The 17172-nt window shown below is 38.1% G+C and carries 18 protein-coding genes; 12 read left to right on the forward strand and 6 right to left on the reverse strand.

Annotated features, from left to right (window positions below):
• Positions 1 to 7 precede the first annotated feature (7 nt).
• Positions 8 to 1456: an OmpP1/FadL family transporter gene (locus tag CH361_RS07635; protein WP_100790236.1), complete on the forward strand. Its 1449-nt coding sequence runs from the start codon at positions 8 to 10 to the stop codon at positions 1454 to 1456.
• Between the two features lie 68 nt (positions 1457 to 1524).
• On the opposite strand, the gene CH361_RS07640 is transcribed toward CH361_RS07635, so the two are convergent.
• From CH361_RS07640 to CH361_RS07650, 3 genes are read right to left on the reverse strand one after another with little or no spacing between them, the layout of a single operon-like run.
• On the reverse strand, positions 1525 to 2424 hold the full coding sequence (locus CH361_RS07640; RefSeq protein ID WP_100790237.1) for a patatin-like phospholipase family protein: 900 nt from the start codon (positions 2422 to 2424) through the stop codon (positions 1525 to 1527).
• Positions 2425 to 3684 carry a C40 family peptidase gene (locus tag CH361_RS07645; RefSeq protein WP_244279696.1) on the reverse strand — a complete coding sequence of 420 codons (1260 nt, stop codon included), beginning with the start codon at positions 3682 to 3684 and terminating at the stop codon, positions 2425 to 2427.
• 12 nt (positions 3685 to 3696) lie between these two features.
• A complete protein-coding gene (locus tag CH361_RS07650; RefSeq protein ID WP_244279698.1) occupies positions 3697 to 5571 on the reverse strand; it encodes a patatin-like phospholipase family protein in 1875 nt (624 codons plus the stop codon).
• 167 nt (positions 5572 to 5738) lie between these two features.
• On the opposite strand from CH361_RS07650, the gene ruvA reads away from it, so the two are divergent.
• Complete coding sequence (ruvA, locus tag CH361_RS07655; protein ID WP_100790239.1) at positions 5739 to 6338, forward strand: Holliday junction branch migration protein RuvA; 600 nt, start codon at positions 5739 to 5741, stop codon at positions 6336 to 6338.
• A gap of 1 nt (position 6339) precedes the next feature.
• Here ruvA and CH361_RS07660 read toward each other — a convergent pair whose 3' ends face one another.
• Both CH361_RS07660 and CH361_RS07665 read right to left on the reverse strand, forming a co-directional pair.
• Positions 6340 to 6942 carry a hypothetical protein gene (locus tag CH361_RS07660; protein ID WP_100790240.1) on the reverse strand — a complete coding sequence of 201 codons (603 nt, stop codon included), beginning with the start codon at positions 6940 to 6942 and terminating at the stop codon, positions 6340 to 6342.
• Entirely contained in the window at positions 6942 to 8486 is a 1545-nt protein-coding gene (locus CH361_RS07665) for a tetratricopeptide repeat protein (protein ID WP_100790241.1), read from the reverse strand. Before CH361_RS07665 ends, CH361_RS07660 begins: the two co-directional genes overlap by 1 nt.
• Positions 8487 to 8554: 68 nt before the next feature.
• Between CH361_RS07665 and CH361_RS07670 the strand changes: the two genes are divergently transcribed.
• The 6 genes from CH361_RS07670 to CH361_RS07695 all read left to right on the forward strand — a co-directional run bounded on the left by CH361_RS07670 (position 8555) and on the right by CH361_RS07695 (position 12526).
• Entirely contained in the window at positions 8555 to 9088 is a 534-nt protein-coding gene (locus CH361_RS07670) for an ABC transporter permease (protein WP_100790242.1), read from the forward strand.
• A complete protein-coding gene (locus tag CH361_RS07675; protein ID WP_100790243.1) occupies positions 9088 to 9759 on the forward strand; it encodes an ABC transporter ATP-binding protein in 672 nt (223 codons plus the stop codon). Before CH361_RS07670 ends, CH361_RS07675 begins: the two co-directional genes overlap by 1 nt.
• Positions 9756 to 10658, forward strand: a complete 903-nt coding sequence (locus CH361_RS07680; RefSeq protein WP_425268675.1) for an ROK family protein — start codon at positions 9756 to 9758, stop codon at positions 10656 to 10658. Before CH361_RS07675 ends, CH361_RS07680 begins: the two co-directional genes overlap by 4 nt.
• 1 nt (position 10659) lies before the next feature.
• Complete coding sequence (locus CH361_RS07685) at positions 10660 to 11004, forward strand: histidine triad nucleotide-binding protein (RefSeq protein WP_100790244.1); 345 nt, start codon at positions 10660 to 10662, stop codon at positions 11002 to 11004.
• A 10-nt stretch (positions 11005 to 11014) separates the two neighbouring features.
• On the forward strand, positions 11015 to 11971 hold the full coding sequence (locus tag CH361_RS07690; protein WP_100790245.1) for a lysylphosphatidylglycerol synthase transmembrane domain-containing protein: 957 nt from the start codon (positions 11015 to 11017) through the stop codon (positions 11969 to 11971).
• Positions 11972 to 12058: 87 nt separating this feature from the next.
• Complete coding sequence (locus CH361_RS07695) at positions 12059 to 12526, forward strand: VOC family protein (RefSeq protein ID WP_100790246.1); 468 nt, start codon at positions 12059 to 12061, stop codon at positions 12524 to 12526.
• A 93-nt stretch (positions 12527 to 12619) separates the two neighbouring features.
• On the opposite strand, the gene CH361_RS07700 is transcribed toward CH361_RS07695, so the two are convergent.
• Positions 12620 to 13105, reverse strand: a complete 486-nt coding sequence (locus CH361_RS07700) for a type III secretion system chaperone family protein (RefSeq protein WP_100790247.1) — start codon at positions 13103 to 13105, stop codon at positions 12620 to 12622.
• A 368-nt stretch (positions 13106 to 13473) separates the two neighbouring features.
• On the opposite strand from CH361_RS07700, the gene CH361_RS07705 reads away from it, so the two are divergent.
• The 4 genes from CH361_RS07705 (at position 13474) to CH361_RS07720 (ending at position 17081) form a co-directional block, all read left to right on the forward strand.
• Positions 13474 to 14781, forward strand: coding sequence for a S41 family peptidase (locus tag CH361_RS07705; protein WP_165782233.1), 1308 nt, complete (start codon positions 13474 to 13476; stop codon positions 14779 to 14781).
• 1 nt (position 14782) lies between these two features.
• Positions 14783 to 15517, forward strand: coding sequence for an ankyrin repeat domain-containing protein (locus CH361_RS07710; protein WP_100790249.1), 735 nt, complete (start codon positions 14783 to 14785; stop codon positions 15515 to 15517).
• The gene (locus CH361_RS07715) at positions 15518 to 16654 is read left to right on the forward strand and encodes an ankyrin repeat domain-containing protein (RefSeq protein ID WP_100790250.1); all 1137 of its coding nucleotides are present in this window, start codon (positions 15518 to 15520) and stop codon (positions 16652 to 16654) included.
• 103 nt (positions 16655 to 16757) lie between these two features.
• A complete protein-coding gene (locus CH361_RS07720) occupies positions 16758 to 17081 on the forward strand; it encodes a YkvA family protein (RefSeq protein ID WP_100790251.1) in 324 nt (107 codons plus the stop codon).
• The last annotated feature ends 91 nt before the right edge of the window (positions 17082 to 17172 follow it).

Below are 17172 nucleotides of genomic sequence, written 5' to 3' on the forward strand. Positions count from 1 at the left end.
ATACAATATGAAAATATACAAATTACTATTCACGTCATTACTATTAATACCAAGCATTCTCTTGGCTTCTGAACCTTTCCATAATATCCAAGGATTTTATGGAGAACGGGCAGCAGGTCTAGGAGGGGCTTTTACTGCCATCGCGGATGATCCTTCCGGTGCTTATTACAATCCAGCGGGACTCGGATTTACTTACAACGATGGGATTTCCATTTCTGCCAGTAATTTCAAAGATGTAAAACGAAGTTATATCAATATCGATACACCAGGTCAAGTCTACAACCAAACACACCAAGGATTTGATCCCAACTTTATTGGGTTACTAAAGAATTTTGATCGGTGGAAGTTTGCATTTTCGATTGTAAACACTTATAATTATTCTTACAATCGGGCGGACCAAGTGAATTACCCACTCGTCTCCCCTTCCATCAACTCCACAAGAAATTATACAAAAGAAAGATACAACCAACTGTTAGTGGGCCCGAGTGCTGCATACCTACTCTCCGACAAACTTTCCATAGGTGCCACTCTCTACTATATGAATGACACAAAGGAGGTATCCAGAACCCAGTTCCAACAGTTTTCGGATCTTAGTTATGTGATGCGTTCCTATGTGGACAATCGTAGAACCTCTGGGATTATGCCGGTCATTGGAATCCAATACCAACCCATTCAAAAAGTTTCCCTTGGGATGAGTTACCGTAGAATCTTTGTGATGGGTGGGAACAGATTGTATAATGAAGTTTATGCGGATTCCACACGTAGACCCGGATCTGCTGCGGTCGATTTTATTGAAGGAACGGGTGACGGTGCCTCTTCCATTGAAGCAGGAGTCCTCACTCAAAAACCGAAACTCACAACTTCGATCCCACAGACTTCCGAAATGCGTTTTGGAATCGCGTTTTTCCCGACTTCACGATTTCTCGCTTCCTTTGATATGATCTATACCACAGGATATAAATCGAGACAAAACCAAGACGAAATTAGTGCTTTTGGCAGAAGAATCACTTATACAATCAACGATACCGAAATTCGAGAACTGACCCGTGCATCGACTACGAACTTTGCAGCAGGAATGGAATACTACCTTGCAGACACATTTTCCGTGTTAGCTGGTATTTACACAAACGAACCAAACACAAAACCAATTTCTTGGACTGAATCAGCAGTAGATTTATACTTACAAAATGCATATGGGAACCAAGTCCAGGTCAATTCTGGAGACAATAGTTTAGTTTATAAAGTGGCTCGGTCGGGAACCAATCCAAGAAACGAATACTCAAGAAACAAAGGACTTAGTTTGGGATTTTCTTGGGTGACATCTAAATCCTCTGTTTCCGTAACCTATATTAGAGAAGTGGGAAATGGAAATTCTAGGATAGATCCAAACTCTCTTTCTCAATCCTTCGAATACAGCGCACATTCGATTTACATTATGGTTAGTTCCCGAAACTAATCATAATGTATCGGACAAAAATTTTAAATTAAATCAAACAAGGATCATCGATCATCAATCGCAGCATTTTATTTTGCATTTGGGTTTAATGTAAAAAACTCTTTTGCATCTTCATACCCATGCCGGAGAAGAAGTTCAGCTTGTTCCTTTTTAAAATTTAAGATACTCACTAAACCCAACATTCGTTTGGGAGCAATCACAGAAATTTTTGCATTTTTAAATTGAGTCCTTAATCCCAGTAAAAAGTTTTCCACTGGTGTTAAACCTTTCATTACTGCTTTTCTATATTCTAATCCTTGTTCTATGCTTCTGTAAGAACCTAGGAGATAGAGTTCAAATAATCTTTCCAATGCTTCATCTTTAGTTTCTGGAGTTTCCATCATCTGAACTCCTCCTACTGGAGAAAGAAGGACAACTACAATCTCGGAAGCTTCATGGGTGAGAGCAGGTAGGATGGGTGTATTGGCCATCACTCCCCCGTCCCAATACGGCTCTCCATCAATGATCTGCCACGGAAAGATCATGGGGATGGCAGAAGAAGCCAAGATATGTTCGATTCTTAAACCTGGATTTTCAAAAAACTTAAGTTCAGAGGTGAGAATGTTCACTGCAGAGATGATGACTTTTGTTTTGGATTCATTCAGTGTAGAAAAATCCAAATTCTCATGAATGAATTTTTTTAATGGATCAGTTTCAACAAGGGGATAATACCTTCTTCGAAAAAGTCCCTTTAACATATTCCAGATCGAATAACGCATGATATTTTTTTGATTTAGTCTTAACCATAACTCAGAGAGCCTCCCAGAATTCATTCCCGAACCAATGGCACAGGCATTGATGGCACCGACAGAAGTTCCGCAAATGATATCCGGTTTCCAGTGGATTTCTTCCAAATACCTGAGAACACCCGCCTGGTAGGCACCTCTCGCACCCCCACCCGATAAAACCAAAGCTCTCTTTTTACCCATCTATTTTCCTCCTGTAAAAATATCCCGGCCCGTTACATACCTTTCCTTCCACCATTTTTCATCTAGGGATTGAATGACCACACCACGGCTAGTAGAAGCATGGATGAAATTTCCATTTTCTAAAACCATACCCACATGAGTGATTTTACTTGTACTCGGTGACGCGGAAAAAAATACTAAATTCCCAATTTCACGTTTGTCGCGAGAAACTGATTTTCCGATTTGTGCTTGGTCCCGAGCCGAACGCGGGATCATCCTTTCATTCATTCCAATCTTTGGATCTGTAAGAATGGACTTTGTCAGTCCCGAACAGTCCACACCTCGTCTTGAATACCCTCCATAAAGATAAGGAGTTCCAATCCATTGCCGACCCACACCATCCACTAACTTACGTTTATTTTTATCTGATCCAGTAGTAATGACAGGAGATTGATTCTGTTCTTCCAAAAAAATAAGAGCAGGATCCAGTTTTGGACGTTCTTTCGTTACCCATTCCCCTTGTTCATTCCAAATGATCTGAGTACGTCTTTCTGACTTTTGGAAATTTCCTACGGAAGCATTCTGACTTAAGACTTGCATGGAATCTGATTTTACAATTTCCCAATCCTTGGTTTCAACCTTATGACCTTCCTTCTTATACCAATCATTGAAAAATTTATTTTTTTTCTCTTCGCTGAGAGATTGGATTTGTTTGGGAAGGAGTGATTCCAAACTTTTGATGGTGAGAGGAATGTTTTCTTCTTTTTTCCGAGACAATACCACGAGACGTCCCGCCACAAGCACAGAAGCCCCACTCCATTGTTTGGATTTGGCGACGCTTAAAATTTCGAGAACAGTATCATCGGAAAGTTTGGAAAGAGACATTTCTTTTAAAAATTTTCCTAAATAGGGTATGTCTTTTTTGTTAGGTTTTGCTGTGATAAAGTAAGGGATCAGTTCCTCTGTTTCTTCCCAGGAGTATCCGTAGTCTTTTAAGATAACAAACCTTTCCACTCCTTCTGCAAATTCAGGAGCAGGCATGGATTCAAAAGCTGCCCATACTCGTAACGACTGTACAATTTCTTTTACAGATGGATCATTGGCACGATCACCCAAACGTTTTCGGATCTCACTGCGGATGAGGAGAGTTTCCTGTTTGTTATAAACGGAAGCAACTAACGAATCTAAGTTTTGGGAAAAAAGGGAATTTGTCGTAAGAAGAAAAAATAGACAGGTAAAAAATATATAAAATCTACAAAGTACAAACATACTTTGTATCATAACGTCTAGAATTTATTGTAAAGAAGGATTTATAAATTTCTCTTTGCTTCTTTTGATTTTATCGATGGAAGAAATATATCCCAATTCAATTAAACGTTCATAAGCAAACCAATCCAAAAGCCCAAAATTGTTTGTTGGAATTTGTAGAAACAAATCAGAAATCTTTTCTGTTTGTCGGATACGATCTCGACTGGATGCAAGGATGGAACGTATGATGATATCACCAATCGGTGGAAACTTGGGTCTTAAAATCTCATTAAAATTGATTAAGTTTGTAATTTGGACTAGTGGGTTCGTCATTACCCCAGGATTGTCCTTATCAAAATAGGCACAAAGTTCTTTGTCTTGGTCTGGGTAAATATCACCAAACACATCCACAGAAATAATTTTTCCCGCACCCCGTTCTTGCAATGTAATTCCGGGAACATTGTCGAGAACCCCTCCATCCACATAAACAACTCCCTCGTCAACAAAAGGAGGAACAACCCCAGGAATGGAGGTACTGGCCCGGATCGCTTTCCATAAATCACCTCTATCATGAACATGAATTTCAGAATGCGAAAGATCAGTGGAGATAGCAAAATAAGGAATCCATAAGTCTTCGATTTGAATGGATCCAAAAAAATGCCGAATGGCTTCTGTATATTTTTTACCTGTAGTGAGAGATAAAACGGGAACGGTATATTCATTTAACAAGTCTTTGGAGATCCAAAACTCTTTGGCTTTTTCTTTGCTACCATTACTGGATTCACCCATAGCGATGAGAGCAGCAAAAATTGCACCGGCACTTGTTCCAGAAACCATATCGATGGGAGTTTTATTTTCTTCTAAAGCCTGTAAAACTCCTAAATGAGCAAATCCTTTGGCTCCCCCTCCACCAAGAGAAAGTCCAATGGACTTACCAAGCAGTCCTCTCCCTAGTCTTTCCCAACTGTCAACCCGATCTAGATGAACATGGAAATGATGATTGAACTTTCTTTTTTGAAGATGTCTGATGGTTCCAGGAACCACAACCACTGGGTCTGGTTGGAGAAGGACTAAAACCTGTTTAATTTCCCTCAATTGTTTGAGTTTGAGTAATGATTCCAAATGTATACAATTGGGATCGTCCTTAGCATCTTTGATAAATAAAATTGTATCGGATTGGCGAAGGGCTCTTTCGATCCAAGGAGAAGTTTCCTTTTTATCTTCTAATCGATAAAAAACATAATCAAATTCCGATTCTAGCTGAGAAAAAAAACGGATGATCCAGGTTTCTCTTTCCTTTTCATCTAACGAAAGTAATTCGTTTGTTCGTTCCAAATAAAACTTTTCATCAACAACACAAAAAGATCCATACCTTAAAAAAACAAGTCCCGTTTTATGAATGATTTCATCCAAAGTATCTTTTGGTAGAGAGGATAAAATAGAAAAGGTTCTGGAAACAGGAACAAATGTTTTATTCTCCGTTTTGGCATGGGCGAGCCGTTCTGCGATGATCTTTGTGATTTGTAAGAGACTCTCAGGGTATTTGAGTAGGATGGAAAGAGCCACATCCCGAGGAACACGAATTAGCTCGGAATCTCGAATGGCTTTGACAGTCGCCGAACGTTTTTCCCCCGTGATCAGACTCAGTTCTCCAATGATATCGAGTCTTTTGAATTCTCCCGCGTCACGAACAGAACCATCAACTCCCCGTTTTTCATAACGCAATTTTCCGGCGGTCAAAATGTACAAATCATTCCCATCGGAATTTTCCTCAAACAATACCTCACCACCCACTAAAAATTCCCGAACCGTATTTTCCTTCATTTCGCGAAGGACAGTATGCGGTAAATTTTTAAAGAGATCTGCCAAAGTCAGATACTGTGCCAGAGCAGGACGTTTAGAAATCCGAATTCGTTTCACCACAAAGGTTTTACTAAATTTTTCTCAAAAACTCAACTTCCTTTTCCATTTTACGACGAGTCTCAAGGCAAGATTTCAGTTTTCTGAATTCATCCATCATAAATGGGAAAGAAAAGAGTGGTGGTCAAACCGGTGGGATCCTAAAATTTGGAGGTGGGAATCAAAGGATGATTGCAAGTTTACGCGGAAAATTAATTCAACTGGAAATGGACCATCTTGTCCTGGATGTGGCCGGTGTTGGCTACGAAGTTCACATTCCCTTTCCTTTACATTTGGAATGTAAAGATAAAATGAAAGAAGAGATTTTTTTACATATCTTCCATTCGATCACCGATAGAGGCCAACGTCTTTTTGGATTCTCTAGTAGAAAAGACCGAGAACTTTTCCAACTCATCAAATCTCTCCATGGGATTGGAGAGTTGACTGCCCTAAAAATATTATCCTTTTTCCATGCCGATGATTTGTATAAAATTGCAAAAGAAGATGACAGAAAAACTTTGGAAAAAATTCCCAAAGTGAAAGGAAAAACCTCCGAAAAGATTCTTTTTGAAATCAAACAAAACTTAAAAAAATTAGAAATATTTTTAAATGATGAATCTACAAAACTAGATTCAGAGGATCGCGAAAACGATCTAGCAATCCTTGCTCTCATTCAACTTGGATTTGACGAAAAAACAGCCACCAAACAAGTAGCAGATGCAAAAAAACTAAATCCAACAGCAACAGCTTCTGAAATTGTAAAACAGGTAATTACAGGCACTCGGTAAATTAAAACATCCTTTGGAGATACCAGTTTTTTTCCCATTTGATAAAACTAGGATTGATCAAATACCTTTCTAGTTTGGGATTTTCTGGAAACCGAAATTTCACCTCTACTTCTTCACTGGAACCCACATAAAGATCCACTATCGTTTGTTTTGTGGATAGAAATACCGACCGGAGAGTGAGATTACCCACAGTTCCCTTTTTTTGATCCAACGTCTCCGAATCAAAATAATAGACCTGGAAATATCCATTGGGATCTTTTAGATCTTTTTCGACCTCTTCTAAAGTCCAAAATCCTTTTGCATCCACATACAAACCTTTTGTGGGATGAATGAGTGAAAGAAGATGAGAAAAGGAACGATCACAAAGATCACTAAGTAAGATTTTTATTTGAGATAAAATCACCGTTTGGTCAAATTTAGAAATGGAAGTTCCATAAACAGAACCTAGAGCCAAAGGAATGGGACAGGTTTCTTTGATTTCTGATTCGGCAAGATTGGAAGATTTACGTTCCTTAGTTTCGAGGCCGATGTTTTGGCTTTGGCAATCATACAAAAAACAAATCACTAATAGAAAAAAAGAGATTCGATTGGTATTAGAAATCATCACATTGTTTTATTGAGAAGGTCCTCAAACAAATCTCCGCTATACATTTCAAGGGCTCCGTTACTTGCTGCGATGATTTTTTTACCGGCTTCTGTTACATCAAAGTTCCCAATCACATAACCTTTGCCTGCACCCAACTCTTCCATCTGGTTTGTCATTTCTCGAAGGAAAACATCAGAAACTTTTGCATCCTTCCACTTACGTACACGGAAAAGTGCTCGTTTATTCACATCTTCTTTAGAGGAAGCAAGTAGGTTGACCCCATCGGATTCTGGATTAGACATTTCTTTAGTGACACGATAACCGAGACTCATCACCATTCGTGTCGCTTGGTTTTTAAAATTAGTACCAGGTAGGCCAATAAACTTTTCAAATTTATCGAGACCCAACATATCTAGTTTCGAAGTCAGTTTTTTTCCCGCATCATCCACCATACCTTTGATATTGAAAGGTTTGGACGAACGCATTCCACTCAGTTCAAAATACCGAGAGTTCGGAAATAGATTCACGGATAGTAAATTGAGTTCCCTTGAAAGATCATATTCATGTGTTAATGACTCAACAGTTCCCGTCCCACGCTCTAGTCTAAACTTTAAATTGGCGAGAGCCACAACATCAGGATCATCGAGTCTTTCTGCTTCTGCTTCGATCAAATATTCAGAAGCATCATCGAGCCTACCCATGTAAATAGTAATCATCGCAAAATGAATGCTTGTTTCTATGATTTCACTTGGCCAAGCATTTAGCCTTGCCATTTCCATACACAATCTCCCATACTTCAATGCCTCTGGAAAATTTTGCATGAGGATGGCTTCCGTCATCAAAAACTGAAATAAAGTAAACCGAACAAATTCGTCTTCGATCTGTTCGCTGATGGCAACAGCAGTTTTTACAGCGTCTTTGTGTTTATTCTCACGGGAAAGAGAAAGGGCATATAAAAATCCAGATACGGGGGACTTTTCTAATTTGTAAGCCTTTTCAAAGTATTCCCTCTCCTTCCCTCCTCCGGTCACACCAGAAATCACACCCTTGGCAATGAAGTAAGAAGATTGGTTGATTTTTTCCTCAGGGATCCTAGAGAAAAAATGTTCTGCAATTTTAAATTCTTTTTGTCCGAGAGCCATAAACCCGAGCCGAAGGCAGGCCACCGGGTTGGATCTATCGGATTGGAGGGTGTCCAAATAATGAAAGAAAGCTTCTTCAAAAAAATCTTTGTTATAATAAATATCTGCGATGCGGTTCGAAACTGTGACTGAGTCGATTTCTTTTGTGTACCGGTTGTTCTTTTTGATGATTTCGAGGTGTTTGGCCTCGTTTAGGGGGTCATTCTCCATCGCGTAGATCTTCGACATGACAAAGTGGCCATACGGATTTTGGTGGTCTTCTTCGAGTTTTTCACGAACGAGAGCCCTTGCGTCCAGAAAATTCCCAAGTGTGGCAAGACTCAAGGCTTTGGCATAACTATCCCTTCTTTGCCCTACAATGAAGGTCAAAAGAAATCCGAGCATAATCACTGCTGCTCCCACAAAGATAAAAAATGCCAAATTCGCTTACTTCCTATTTTCCTATTTTAGTTGGTAAAAAAGAGTCTTAGGTCAATTCTGTCCTGGAAGTGATACAACTCACCTACATTTCGTTTGCTCTGCGACTTCTCTTCCGGGATCGACTCTATTCGATGGCCTATGGCCTCGGTGGAGCCCTGGTTTTTACATTCTTTTTACTCGCCGTTAGGATCCACTTCCATTTGTATTCTGGGGTGTCCCTTACTAGTATCGTTTCCTTTGACCAATCTCCGCAGATTCTTTTTTATTCTACGAGTTTTGCCCTCATGACTCTCTTTTTCTTCCATTGCCTTCACGGACTCGGGGACATTGGAGTGATGATGGCCATCGGAGGGAACCGATTGGGATGTATTTGGCTACACTCTTTGTCCTTATTTTTCCTATTCCTACCCAGTTTCCTACTCGCAATCATCATCAACCTGGGAAGTTTGAACCCACCTTCGGACTTCGGACTTTTTAGTGAACTCAAATCCATTTTTTCCTGTTTGGTTCTCTTCATCGCCCTCGGATTAATTGTTTCCATTCCTACCATAGGTATCAGTACCTATATTGATCCTTATAAATCGATCCGGAGACAAAAATAATGTTACTCCGTGTCCACAGCCTAACCAAACGTTTTGGAAAAGACGAAGCAGTCAGTTCTGTCAGCTTCGATGTCAACCAAGGTGATTATGTTGCCATCATTGGTCCCTCTGGATCAGGAAAAACTACCTTACTTTCGATGTTAACTGGAATGCTTTCCCCAACAGAAGGAGACATTCTTTACGACCAAATCAAACTCTCTCAAATTTCCAAACAAGAACTGGCAGAAATACGAGCGCGCGACCTAGGTCTTGTATTTCAATTTTCCGAACTTGTGGGCAACCTAACCATCAAAGAAAATATCCTTCTCCCGGCCCTCTTTACCCGGAAATTTTCCAACGATGACTATATTCGTAAATGCGATTATTTGATCGAACATTTAAAGTTAGGTGACATTCAAAATTCACTTCCAAGGACCTTGTCTGGAGGACAAATCCAAAAAGCGGCCATTGCTCGTTCCCTCATTAACGATCCAGCCATTCTTTTTGCGGATGAACCATCAGGAGACTTAGATCCTGAAAATAGTTATTTGGTCCAACTCCTTCTAAATGAATATAACAAACGAAACCACTCAATCATTCTTGTCACCCATGATATGAAATTAGCGTTTGATGCCCAAACCGTTTACGAAATGAAAAACGGAAAATTCGACCAGGTCATCAAGGGAGAATGAGTTTGGGAAAGGCCATTGGGGTGGATATCGGAGGAGGCAGCATTCGGGCCAGTCTCTTCGATGAATCAGGAAAGGAACTAAACTCTAAACTTTCCCCCACTCCCGAAGATTTAAACAACGATAAGTTTTTAAAGATTTTAAAAGATACAATCCGTCCGCTTGCAAGCGAAGGACAAGGAATTGGTGTTGGATCTCCTGGCCCTTTGGATAACGAAAATGGGCTCCTCCTCTCTAGTGCCAATATGAAAGGGCTAAAGAATTTACCCTTAAAGGAAGAGTTAAAAAAAGAATTTTCTCTACCCGTTTGGTATGAAAATGATGCCAACTGTGCTGCCTTGGGAGAGGCCTACTTTGGACTTTATAAAGATACTGAGTCACAACTGATTTTAACTCTGGGAACCGGTGTGGGTGGTGGTTTTGTCCAACGTGGAGTTTTATTTTCAGGATACTTAGGGAATGGAATTGAAATCGGTCATACGACATCTGTGATTGGTGGGGCAATTTGCGGATGTGGAGTTCGGGGTTGTGTGGAAAGTTATTTTTCCACCAGAGGTTTTTTACGTCGTTATTCTGAAAAAACAAATACTCATTTAAATAACGCAGAGGAATTTTTTCAATTGGTACGAAATAAAGACCAAATTGCTGAAGAGATCCTTCATTTTGGAACTTTGGCTTTGGCACATGCAGTCCGAGGAGCCGTTCATTTACTCAATCCAGAAGCTGTGGTATTTGTGGGTGGAATCACCAAATCCTATGATTTATTTGGTAAAACCTTAGAATCTGAAATTAGGTCTACCATCTTTCCTGTGTTAAATGATAGACTAAAAATTGGAGCCGGGGGCAATTTATCAGGTGCTCTTGGTGCTGCCTCACTTGTGTTTTCTAAGGAGAAAGTTTAGTATGGAAAATTGTCTTTTCTGTAAAATTGCCAGTGGTGAAATTCCCAGTAAAAAAGAATATGAATCAGAAAATATCTTGGTGTTTCATGACATCACACCCCAAGCTCCCTATCATGTCCTCATCATTCCGAAGGTTCATATTTCCAGTATGAACGAAATTGGGGATTTAGATCCTGAGATCATTAAAGAAATATTCCAAACAATTCCTAAACTGACAAAACAAAACGGAATCGCAGAGAAAGGATATCGATTGGTAAACAATTGTGGAAATTTTGGCGGACAAACCGTAAACCACATCCACTTTCATCTATTAGGTGGTCGCCATATGCAGTGGCCACCAGGTTAACAAGGACAATATGAGAAAATTAATATTTGGAATTTTAGTTTCAGGGATTGCTGTTTATTTCCTTTCGAAAAACTTTGATATTGCGGAATTTGAACGTCTAGAAGGGAAAATCAATTGGTGGATTTTTCCCTTGCTTTTCCTTTCCAATTTATGGGCCTTTGTTCCCTTTTCCATTCGTTGGTATTATCTTTTAGAAAAAAAGATTAGTTTTGCACAGGCCTTCACAACATCAATCATTGGAGTTGGCCTCAATATGGTTCTCCCTGCAAGAGGGGGGGATCTTGTTCGCCTCATCATGAACAAACGAGATACGGAACTCCCACTCACTCATCTTTTTAGTCGGATCTTTTTAGAAAAGGTGATGGATCTAGGTTCTGTTGTCATCATTGGTGCCGCAGCCCTTTTTTATATGGGTCTTGGACAATCCAAAAACTTAAGTCTACTTTTAATATCCACACTTGTCATTTTAGGAATGATTGTGGGTTTAGTTCTGGTTCGTTACTTTTTGGAAACACTCCGAGGGATTGCAAAAAAAATATTTGAACTCATCGGCAAACATAAACTCTATGAAGAAAAGTTAGACCACCACTTAGTGGAATTTTCTTCCTTTTTAAAGGGTGATAAACTGCTAAGACCCGTTTTGTATTCCATCCCCACTTGGGTCTTTGGTTATGCGATTTCGTATTACCTAGCGGGTTTACTCATCGGAATGCCAATCTTATTTCCAGAAGCATTACTGTTTATGTTCCTGGGTGGTATGGGTGTTGCCATCCCTTCCGCACCTTCTGGAATTGGGGTGTTTCATGCAGCTATCATTTCAGGATTTATCATCGTTGGTCGTGATCCCGGTGAAGGACTTGTGTATGCCACAGTCGTTCACCTAACACAATTTATCATCACTACAAGTTTAGCTCTGATTGCTTATTTGTATTGGAGATTGACACACGAAAAAACAGAAAACAAATAAGGGATTGGCCTTTCCGAATCGAGAAAGGAAGAACCACGAAAAACTAAAAAAAATTATTTTATATTAGCGAATACAAGAGGAAATAAAATGTCGGGAACAAGACCTTTCAAAGTTTTAGGAATCCAACAAGTCGCCATCGGTGGCGAATCAAAAGAAAAACTATCCAAGTTTTGGGTAGATGTGATGGGACTCACAAAGGTATCAGATTATAAAAGTGAAAAAGAAAATGTGGATGAAGACATTTTATCCATGGGAAATGGTCCTTTCAAAGTTGAAATTGATCTTATGCAACCCATCGACCCAAACAAAAGTCCGAAAGTACATGACCCAAAACTCAATCATATTGGCCTTTGGATCGATAAACTAGAAGAATGTGTTGATTACCTTACGAAACAAGGAGTTCGATTCACTCCTGGTGGAATTAGAAAAGGTGCTGCAGGCTATAATGTTTGTTTTATCCATCCAAAAGGAAACGAAGAATTCCCTCTTTGCAGTGAAGGTGTACTTGTGGAACTTGTCCAAGCTCCAGAAGACGTCATCAAAGCACTTGGTTAAAATTTAAAAAGACAAATTGATACCAGAAGGTTTTTCTTTTCTGGTATCAAAAAATCAAGGGAAACTTTCGTTCTCTTCGTTCTAAAAACTCGTTTATTCTGCAAGTATCAATAATGTAGTGAACTGAGAATTTAAAATTTGAAATTTTTGTAAAAACTCTCGAATGGATTCTTCACTAACCCCACCGCTATAATCAAAATCACTTTCTAGGATGAGTCTACCATCAGTATCAAGATAACTACGAGAGTATCTCATCTTTTGATTCCATCGGTTTGCTAGATTGACTTTATTCGCTTTATCAGAGTTAAAGGATGAATAAAATTGAATGGAGGTCTCATTCGAAAACATAAGCCCCACTTTTGAATCTTGGTATCCCAAAATCATCAATCTTTCTTCATCGGAAATAATAGAATATCCTAAAGAAACTACAAGTTTTCGAATCATTGACTTATCTACCGTATGGTAAACATTTGCAGACTTGGCCAAAGGATCCGGTTGTTTTGTTTTTGGTGGCTCCGGAAAGATTTCGAAAAAACTAAAAAAGAAAAGTAAAACAATAATTTTTTTCATTTGGTTCATTGCCAAAAATCCTTTTAAAAGAAAACCCCACCCAGTTTCCCACCGGAAAGCTAAAGGGAATTTTGTTATTTTTTAATTTGACCAAAGGAAGAGACAATCTCTTTCTATAAACTTTATTGGAAATTACCCAAAAAATGATCTTTACCGTGAATTCTGGAACACTTAGAACTCAGATGACAAACCGAAGATACAGCCAAATTCTATTTCTTCGGAATCTTTGCTGCCTATCCTTTTTTCTGTGGATATCAGTTCTCATCTCATGCAGGCAACCTACCCCGAAATTAACCACAAAATCCTTCACTCAGAACAAACTATCATCCCTTCAGCAAGAATCTCTGTTTCCTTACCTCTACCAAGGCAAATTAAATATGTTCCATTTTCTTTTTCTGAAAGAGGAAGTCAATTTGTTACATTTAGAACGGAAACGAATCAACATTTCCTCTGGTTATGGATCGGCAGTGAAAGCTGCCTACTCCACAATTTCGATAGAATTTTATCCAAAAGATTACTATGAAAAATACAAAAATGATCCTAATACAATCATTAGCGGCCCAATTATAAATTCAAACTCCGATGATTTCATACTCATTCAAAGACCAAAAGAAATAGATGCCAAGATTGCCGAATCCCAAAGAAAAAAAAGGAAAGAACTTTCGATTCATTTTTCCTCCTTACATATTGACCAACAAAAATTTGAATCCATACTAAATCAAATTTACGAGACAACAAAACAAAATAACCCAAATACGGATCAGAACCTTCTTAAAGAAAATATTATCTTTTCTGCTATCAACGGTTATTTGGAAGAATTAGACCATTCAACAAAAATCTGGAAATCAAAAACATATTTAACTTCTAGCGAAGCGGAAAAATTCAATGTATTATTCAAAATTTCTCACCAAATTTTTAGAGATAAAAAAACGATCCTTTGTCTCAAAGTTAGCAATTTCAATATCTATGAAGACAATACAAACGCAGCAGAAGCAGTAAAAAAAATCATTCAACATGAATTACACAAAGAAAACAATCAGTTTGCTGGAATACTTTTAGACTTTAGAGAGAATGATGAAGGAATATTAAGTATCAGCAGAAATTTCATTAGCCTATTTTCTTCAAAACCTGTATTATATTCAAGAGTGGATTCAACAAAGTCAAATTCACAAAGCCCTGCCATAGGATTCGAAAGAATTACAAAACTTCCGATAGCAATACTTGTAAACGAAACTACTAAAGGTATAGCAGAACATGTTGCCGGGAGCCTTCGCGAAAATGAAAATGCGCTCATTCTCGGATCCAAGACCTATGGAGACGGAAGCATTCAATCACGTTTTTATTTTGAACCTAAAAATGGTTACGAATATAAAATTACCACCTCAAAGATTACCTTAGCATCTGGCTATGAAATTGAAGGGAATGGAATCATTCCCGACCTTCTGATCGAGGATAACAATCAACCTGAAGGAATTGAAAAGAAAAAAGATTATTGGAATGTTTTAAAAGCGAAAACAAATCCGAACGATCTAGCAAAAAATTCAAATCCGAATCTCATAGCATTCTTAAAAAAAATAGAAATGGAAAAACCCAAGATAGATGAAACTACCACAAAAGATATTTTGTTAGAAAAATCCCTTTATTATTTTCGTCAATATTTAGAAACAAATCCGGAAACACCGTAATATGAAACAGAAGTTACTTTTTATCCTTGTATTGTTTATACTTTTTTTTACCTACCAATGTAATTCGAGAAACCTAAGAATTGCAGCTTCTATAGGTGAAATCAAAAAAGTTAGGATCTATTTAAATGAAAAGACTAATACAGAAAATGCAAGTTTTAGCGGAGAAACACCGATCATTCTGGCAGCAAAATTCGGATTTGCAGAAATTGTTAAACTCCTAATCAAAGCTAACGCCAACATAGAAGCAAAAGACAACGAAGGCAAAACTGCATTATTTTGGGCTATAAAAAACAGATATATAGAAGTTACAAAAATTTTGTTAGAAGCCAAAGCAGATATAAATACAAGGACTAATCTAAATGTTACCCCTTTAGCCATAGCAAGCACGAATGGAAATCTGGAAATCATTAAACTATTAGTGCAACACAATCCCGATCCAAATATTGCAGGTAATTCAGGACTCACCCCTTTAATGTTGTCCTCCCTGAAAGGTTATCTAGAAATCACAAAACTTGTTTTATCACTTGGTTCCGATGTGAATATGCAGGACAATCAGGGTATGACAGCCATCATGTACGCTGCCAAAAATGGAAGGCATGAAATTTTCAAATTGCTATTGGAAAAAAACAGCAATCTGAACTTAAAAGACAAAAATGATCGTACGGTGGAAGACTTTGCCGCAGAATATGGCCAATCAGAAGTAATGATCCTTTTATTAGAACATGGAGAGAAGTAAGTGAAACTATACCTTCTAGTCGTTTTAAGTTTTTCGCTTTTATATTGTAATACTTATACAGTTAAAGGTGCGATCATCCAAAACAATCAAAACCTATTCAAACGTTATATCAAAAAAGTAGATGTCAACTGGGAGGATATGAACGGGCATTCCTTTCTTTATGATGCCATCAACCAGGGGAATACGGAAATTGTAAACCTTCTCATTGAAAATAAGGTAGACATCCATTCCCAAGACAGAATAGGAAATTCTGCACTCCACCTAGCTTCTTGTTTTGGTCACACAGAAATTGTAATCTCTTTAATTAAAGCAGGTGCCTCAGTAAACGAAAGAAATAGTTTCGGTTTTTCTCCCCTAATTTGTGCAGCCCACAACGGTCACACAGAAATTGTCAAAACCCTACTCCAACATGGTGCCAATATCGATGAAAAAGACAAAGAAGGTTCAAATTCACTTTTATATGCAAGCACCATGGGTCGACCAGAAGTCACCAAGATACTGATAGAGAAAAAAGCAAATTTGAATTTATTTGATAAATATACATGGAATGCTTTGACCATTGCAATCGACAAAGACCGGCTAGAAATCGCAAAACTTTTGATTGATGCAAAAATAGATTTAGAGGCGAAAGATGAAGACGGATTAACTGCATTAATTGATGCATCAAAGAAAAACAAAACAGACTTTATCCAACTTTTGGTTTCGGGTGGTGCAGACTTGAATACGAAGGATAAAGATGGAATGACCCCTTTGATGTACGCTGCTAAAAAAAATCAAACGCAAGCAATAGAAATTTTACTGAAAGCCAAAGCCAATCCTGAAATCAAAGATATATATGGAAGAACTGCATTAATCATAGCAACACAAGAAGGGCATTTAGAATCCATAAAAACCCTACTAAGTTTTTCAATCGATATAAATGCAAAAGATAATTATGGAATGACTGCCCTAATGTATTCAATCTATAAGGATCATAACTCTGCTACAGAGTATCTGATTGAAACTAATGCTAATTTATTTGCTAGAAATTACAAAGATACATCTGCTTTAGATTTTGCAATTGGCAAAAAAAACGATAAGATTGTGGAACTACTTCGAAAAAAAATGGCTCTGCTACAGAAAATGAAACAGAAATAAATTTAATTCCAGATTTTATTGAAAGGATGGGAAAATATCCATACAAAGAAAACGTAAATTTCCCTTGCTTCCGAGCTACAAATGACCTTAGAATGAATGGGATATGGAAGAAAACGAAAGACTCCAATTCATAAAAAACAACTTCTGGAGAAAAATCAAAGAAGTGGGAAAAAAAATCCCTTTTTTAAAAGATGTGATAGCGATGTATTACTGCCTGCTCGATGAAAATACTTCATTAACAGCCAAAGCATCGATTGCCTTGGCCTTGCTCTATTTTATTTCCCCATTGGACGCGATCCCAGATATCATTTTAGGTCTAGGATTTACTGATGATGCAGGAGTCATTGCCACTACTTTACTCATCATCAAATCCCAATTAAAACCAGAACACTATACAAAAGCAAACGAGTCCTTATCAGAAAACTAAACTGTCTTATTGTTAAATTTTGGATAAGACAGTTTTTAGAAAATTTAGATTTTACAAAAAAGAGAGTGAAACCTTAAACAAGGATTCACTC

It is taken from the genome of Leptospira brenneri (assembly GCF_002812125.1).
GTDB classification, from domain to species: Bacteria; Spirochaetota; Leptospiria; order Leptospirales; family Leptospiraceae; genus Leptospira_A; species Leptospira_A brenneri.

What these genes read in the sequence shown, in the direction of transcription:
- CH361_RS07660 (WP_100790240.1), bottom strand. Translation starts at nt 6,942, where the DNA reads ATGATTTCTAATACCAATCGAATCTCTTTTTTTCTATTAGTGATTTGT.
- CH361_RS07705 (WP_165782233.1), top strand. Translation starts at nt 13,474, where the DNA reads ATGTTCCATTTTCTTTTTCTGAAAGAGGAAGTCAATTTGTTACATTTA.
- CH361_RS07690 (WP_100790245.1), top strand. Translation starts at nt 11,015, where the DNA reads ATGAGAAAATTAATATTTGGAATTTTAGTTTCAGGGATTGCTGTTTAT.
- CH361_RS07695 (WP_100790246.1), top strand. Translation starts at nt 12,059, where the DNA reads ATGTCGGGAACAAGACCTTTCAAAGTTTTAGGAATCCAACAAGTCGCC.
- CH361_RS07700 (WP_100790247.1), bottom strand. Translation starts at nt 13,105, where the DNA reads ATGAACCAAATGAAAAAAATTATTGTTTTACTTTTCTTTTTTAGTTTT.
- CH361_RS07675 (WP_100790243.1), top strand. Translation starts at nt 9,088, where the DNA reads ATGTTACTCCGTGTCCACAGCCTAACCAAACGTTTTGGAAAAGACGAA.
- CH361_RS07640 (WP_100790237.1), bottom strand. Translation starts at nt 2,424, where the DNA reads ATGGGTAAAAAGAGAGCTTTGGTTTTATCGGGTGGGGGTGCGAGAGGT.
- CH361_RS07720 (WP_100790251.1), top strand. Translation starts at nt 16,758, where the DNA reads ATGGAAGAAAACGAAAGACTCCAATTCATAAAAAACAACTTCTGGAGA.
- CH361_RS07680 (WP_425268675.1), top strand. Translation starts at nt 9,756, where the DNA reads ATGAGTTTGGGAAAGGCCATTGGGGTGGATATCGGAGGAGGCAGCATT.
- ruvA (WP_100790239.1), top strand. Translation starts at nt 5,739, where the DNA reads ATGATTGCAAGTTTACGCGGAAAATTAATTCAACTGGAAATGGACCAT.
- CH361_RS07645 (WP_244279696.1), bottom strand. Translation starts at nt 3,684, where the DNA reads ATGATACAAAGTATGTTTGTACTTTGTAGATTTTATATATTTTTTACC.
- CH361_RS07635 (WP_100790236.1), top strand. Translation starts at nt 8, where the DNA reads ATGAAAATATACAAATTACTATTCACGTCATTACTATTAATACCAAGC.
- CH361_RS07685 (WP_100790244.1), top strand. Translation starts at nt 10,660, where the DNA reads ATGGAAAATTGTCTTTTCTGTAAAATTGCCAGTGGTGAAATTCCCAGT.
- CH361_RS07710 (WP_100790249.1), top strand. Translation starts at nt 14,783, where the DNA reads ATGAAACAGAAGTTACTTTTTATCCTTGTATTGTTTATACTTTTTTTT.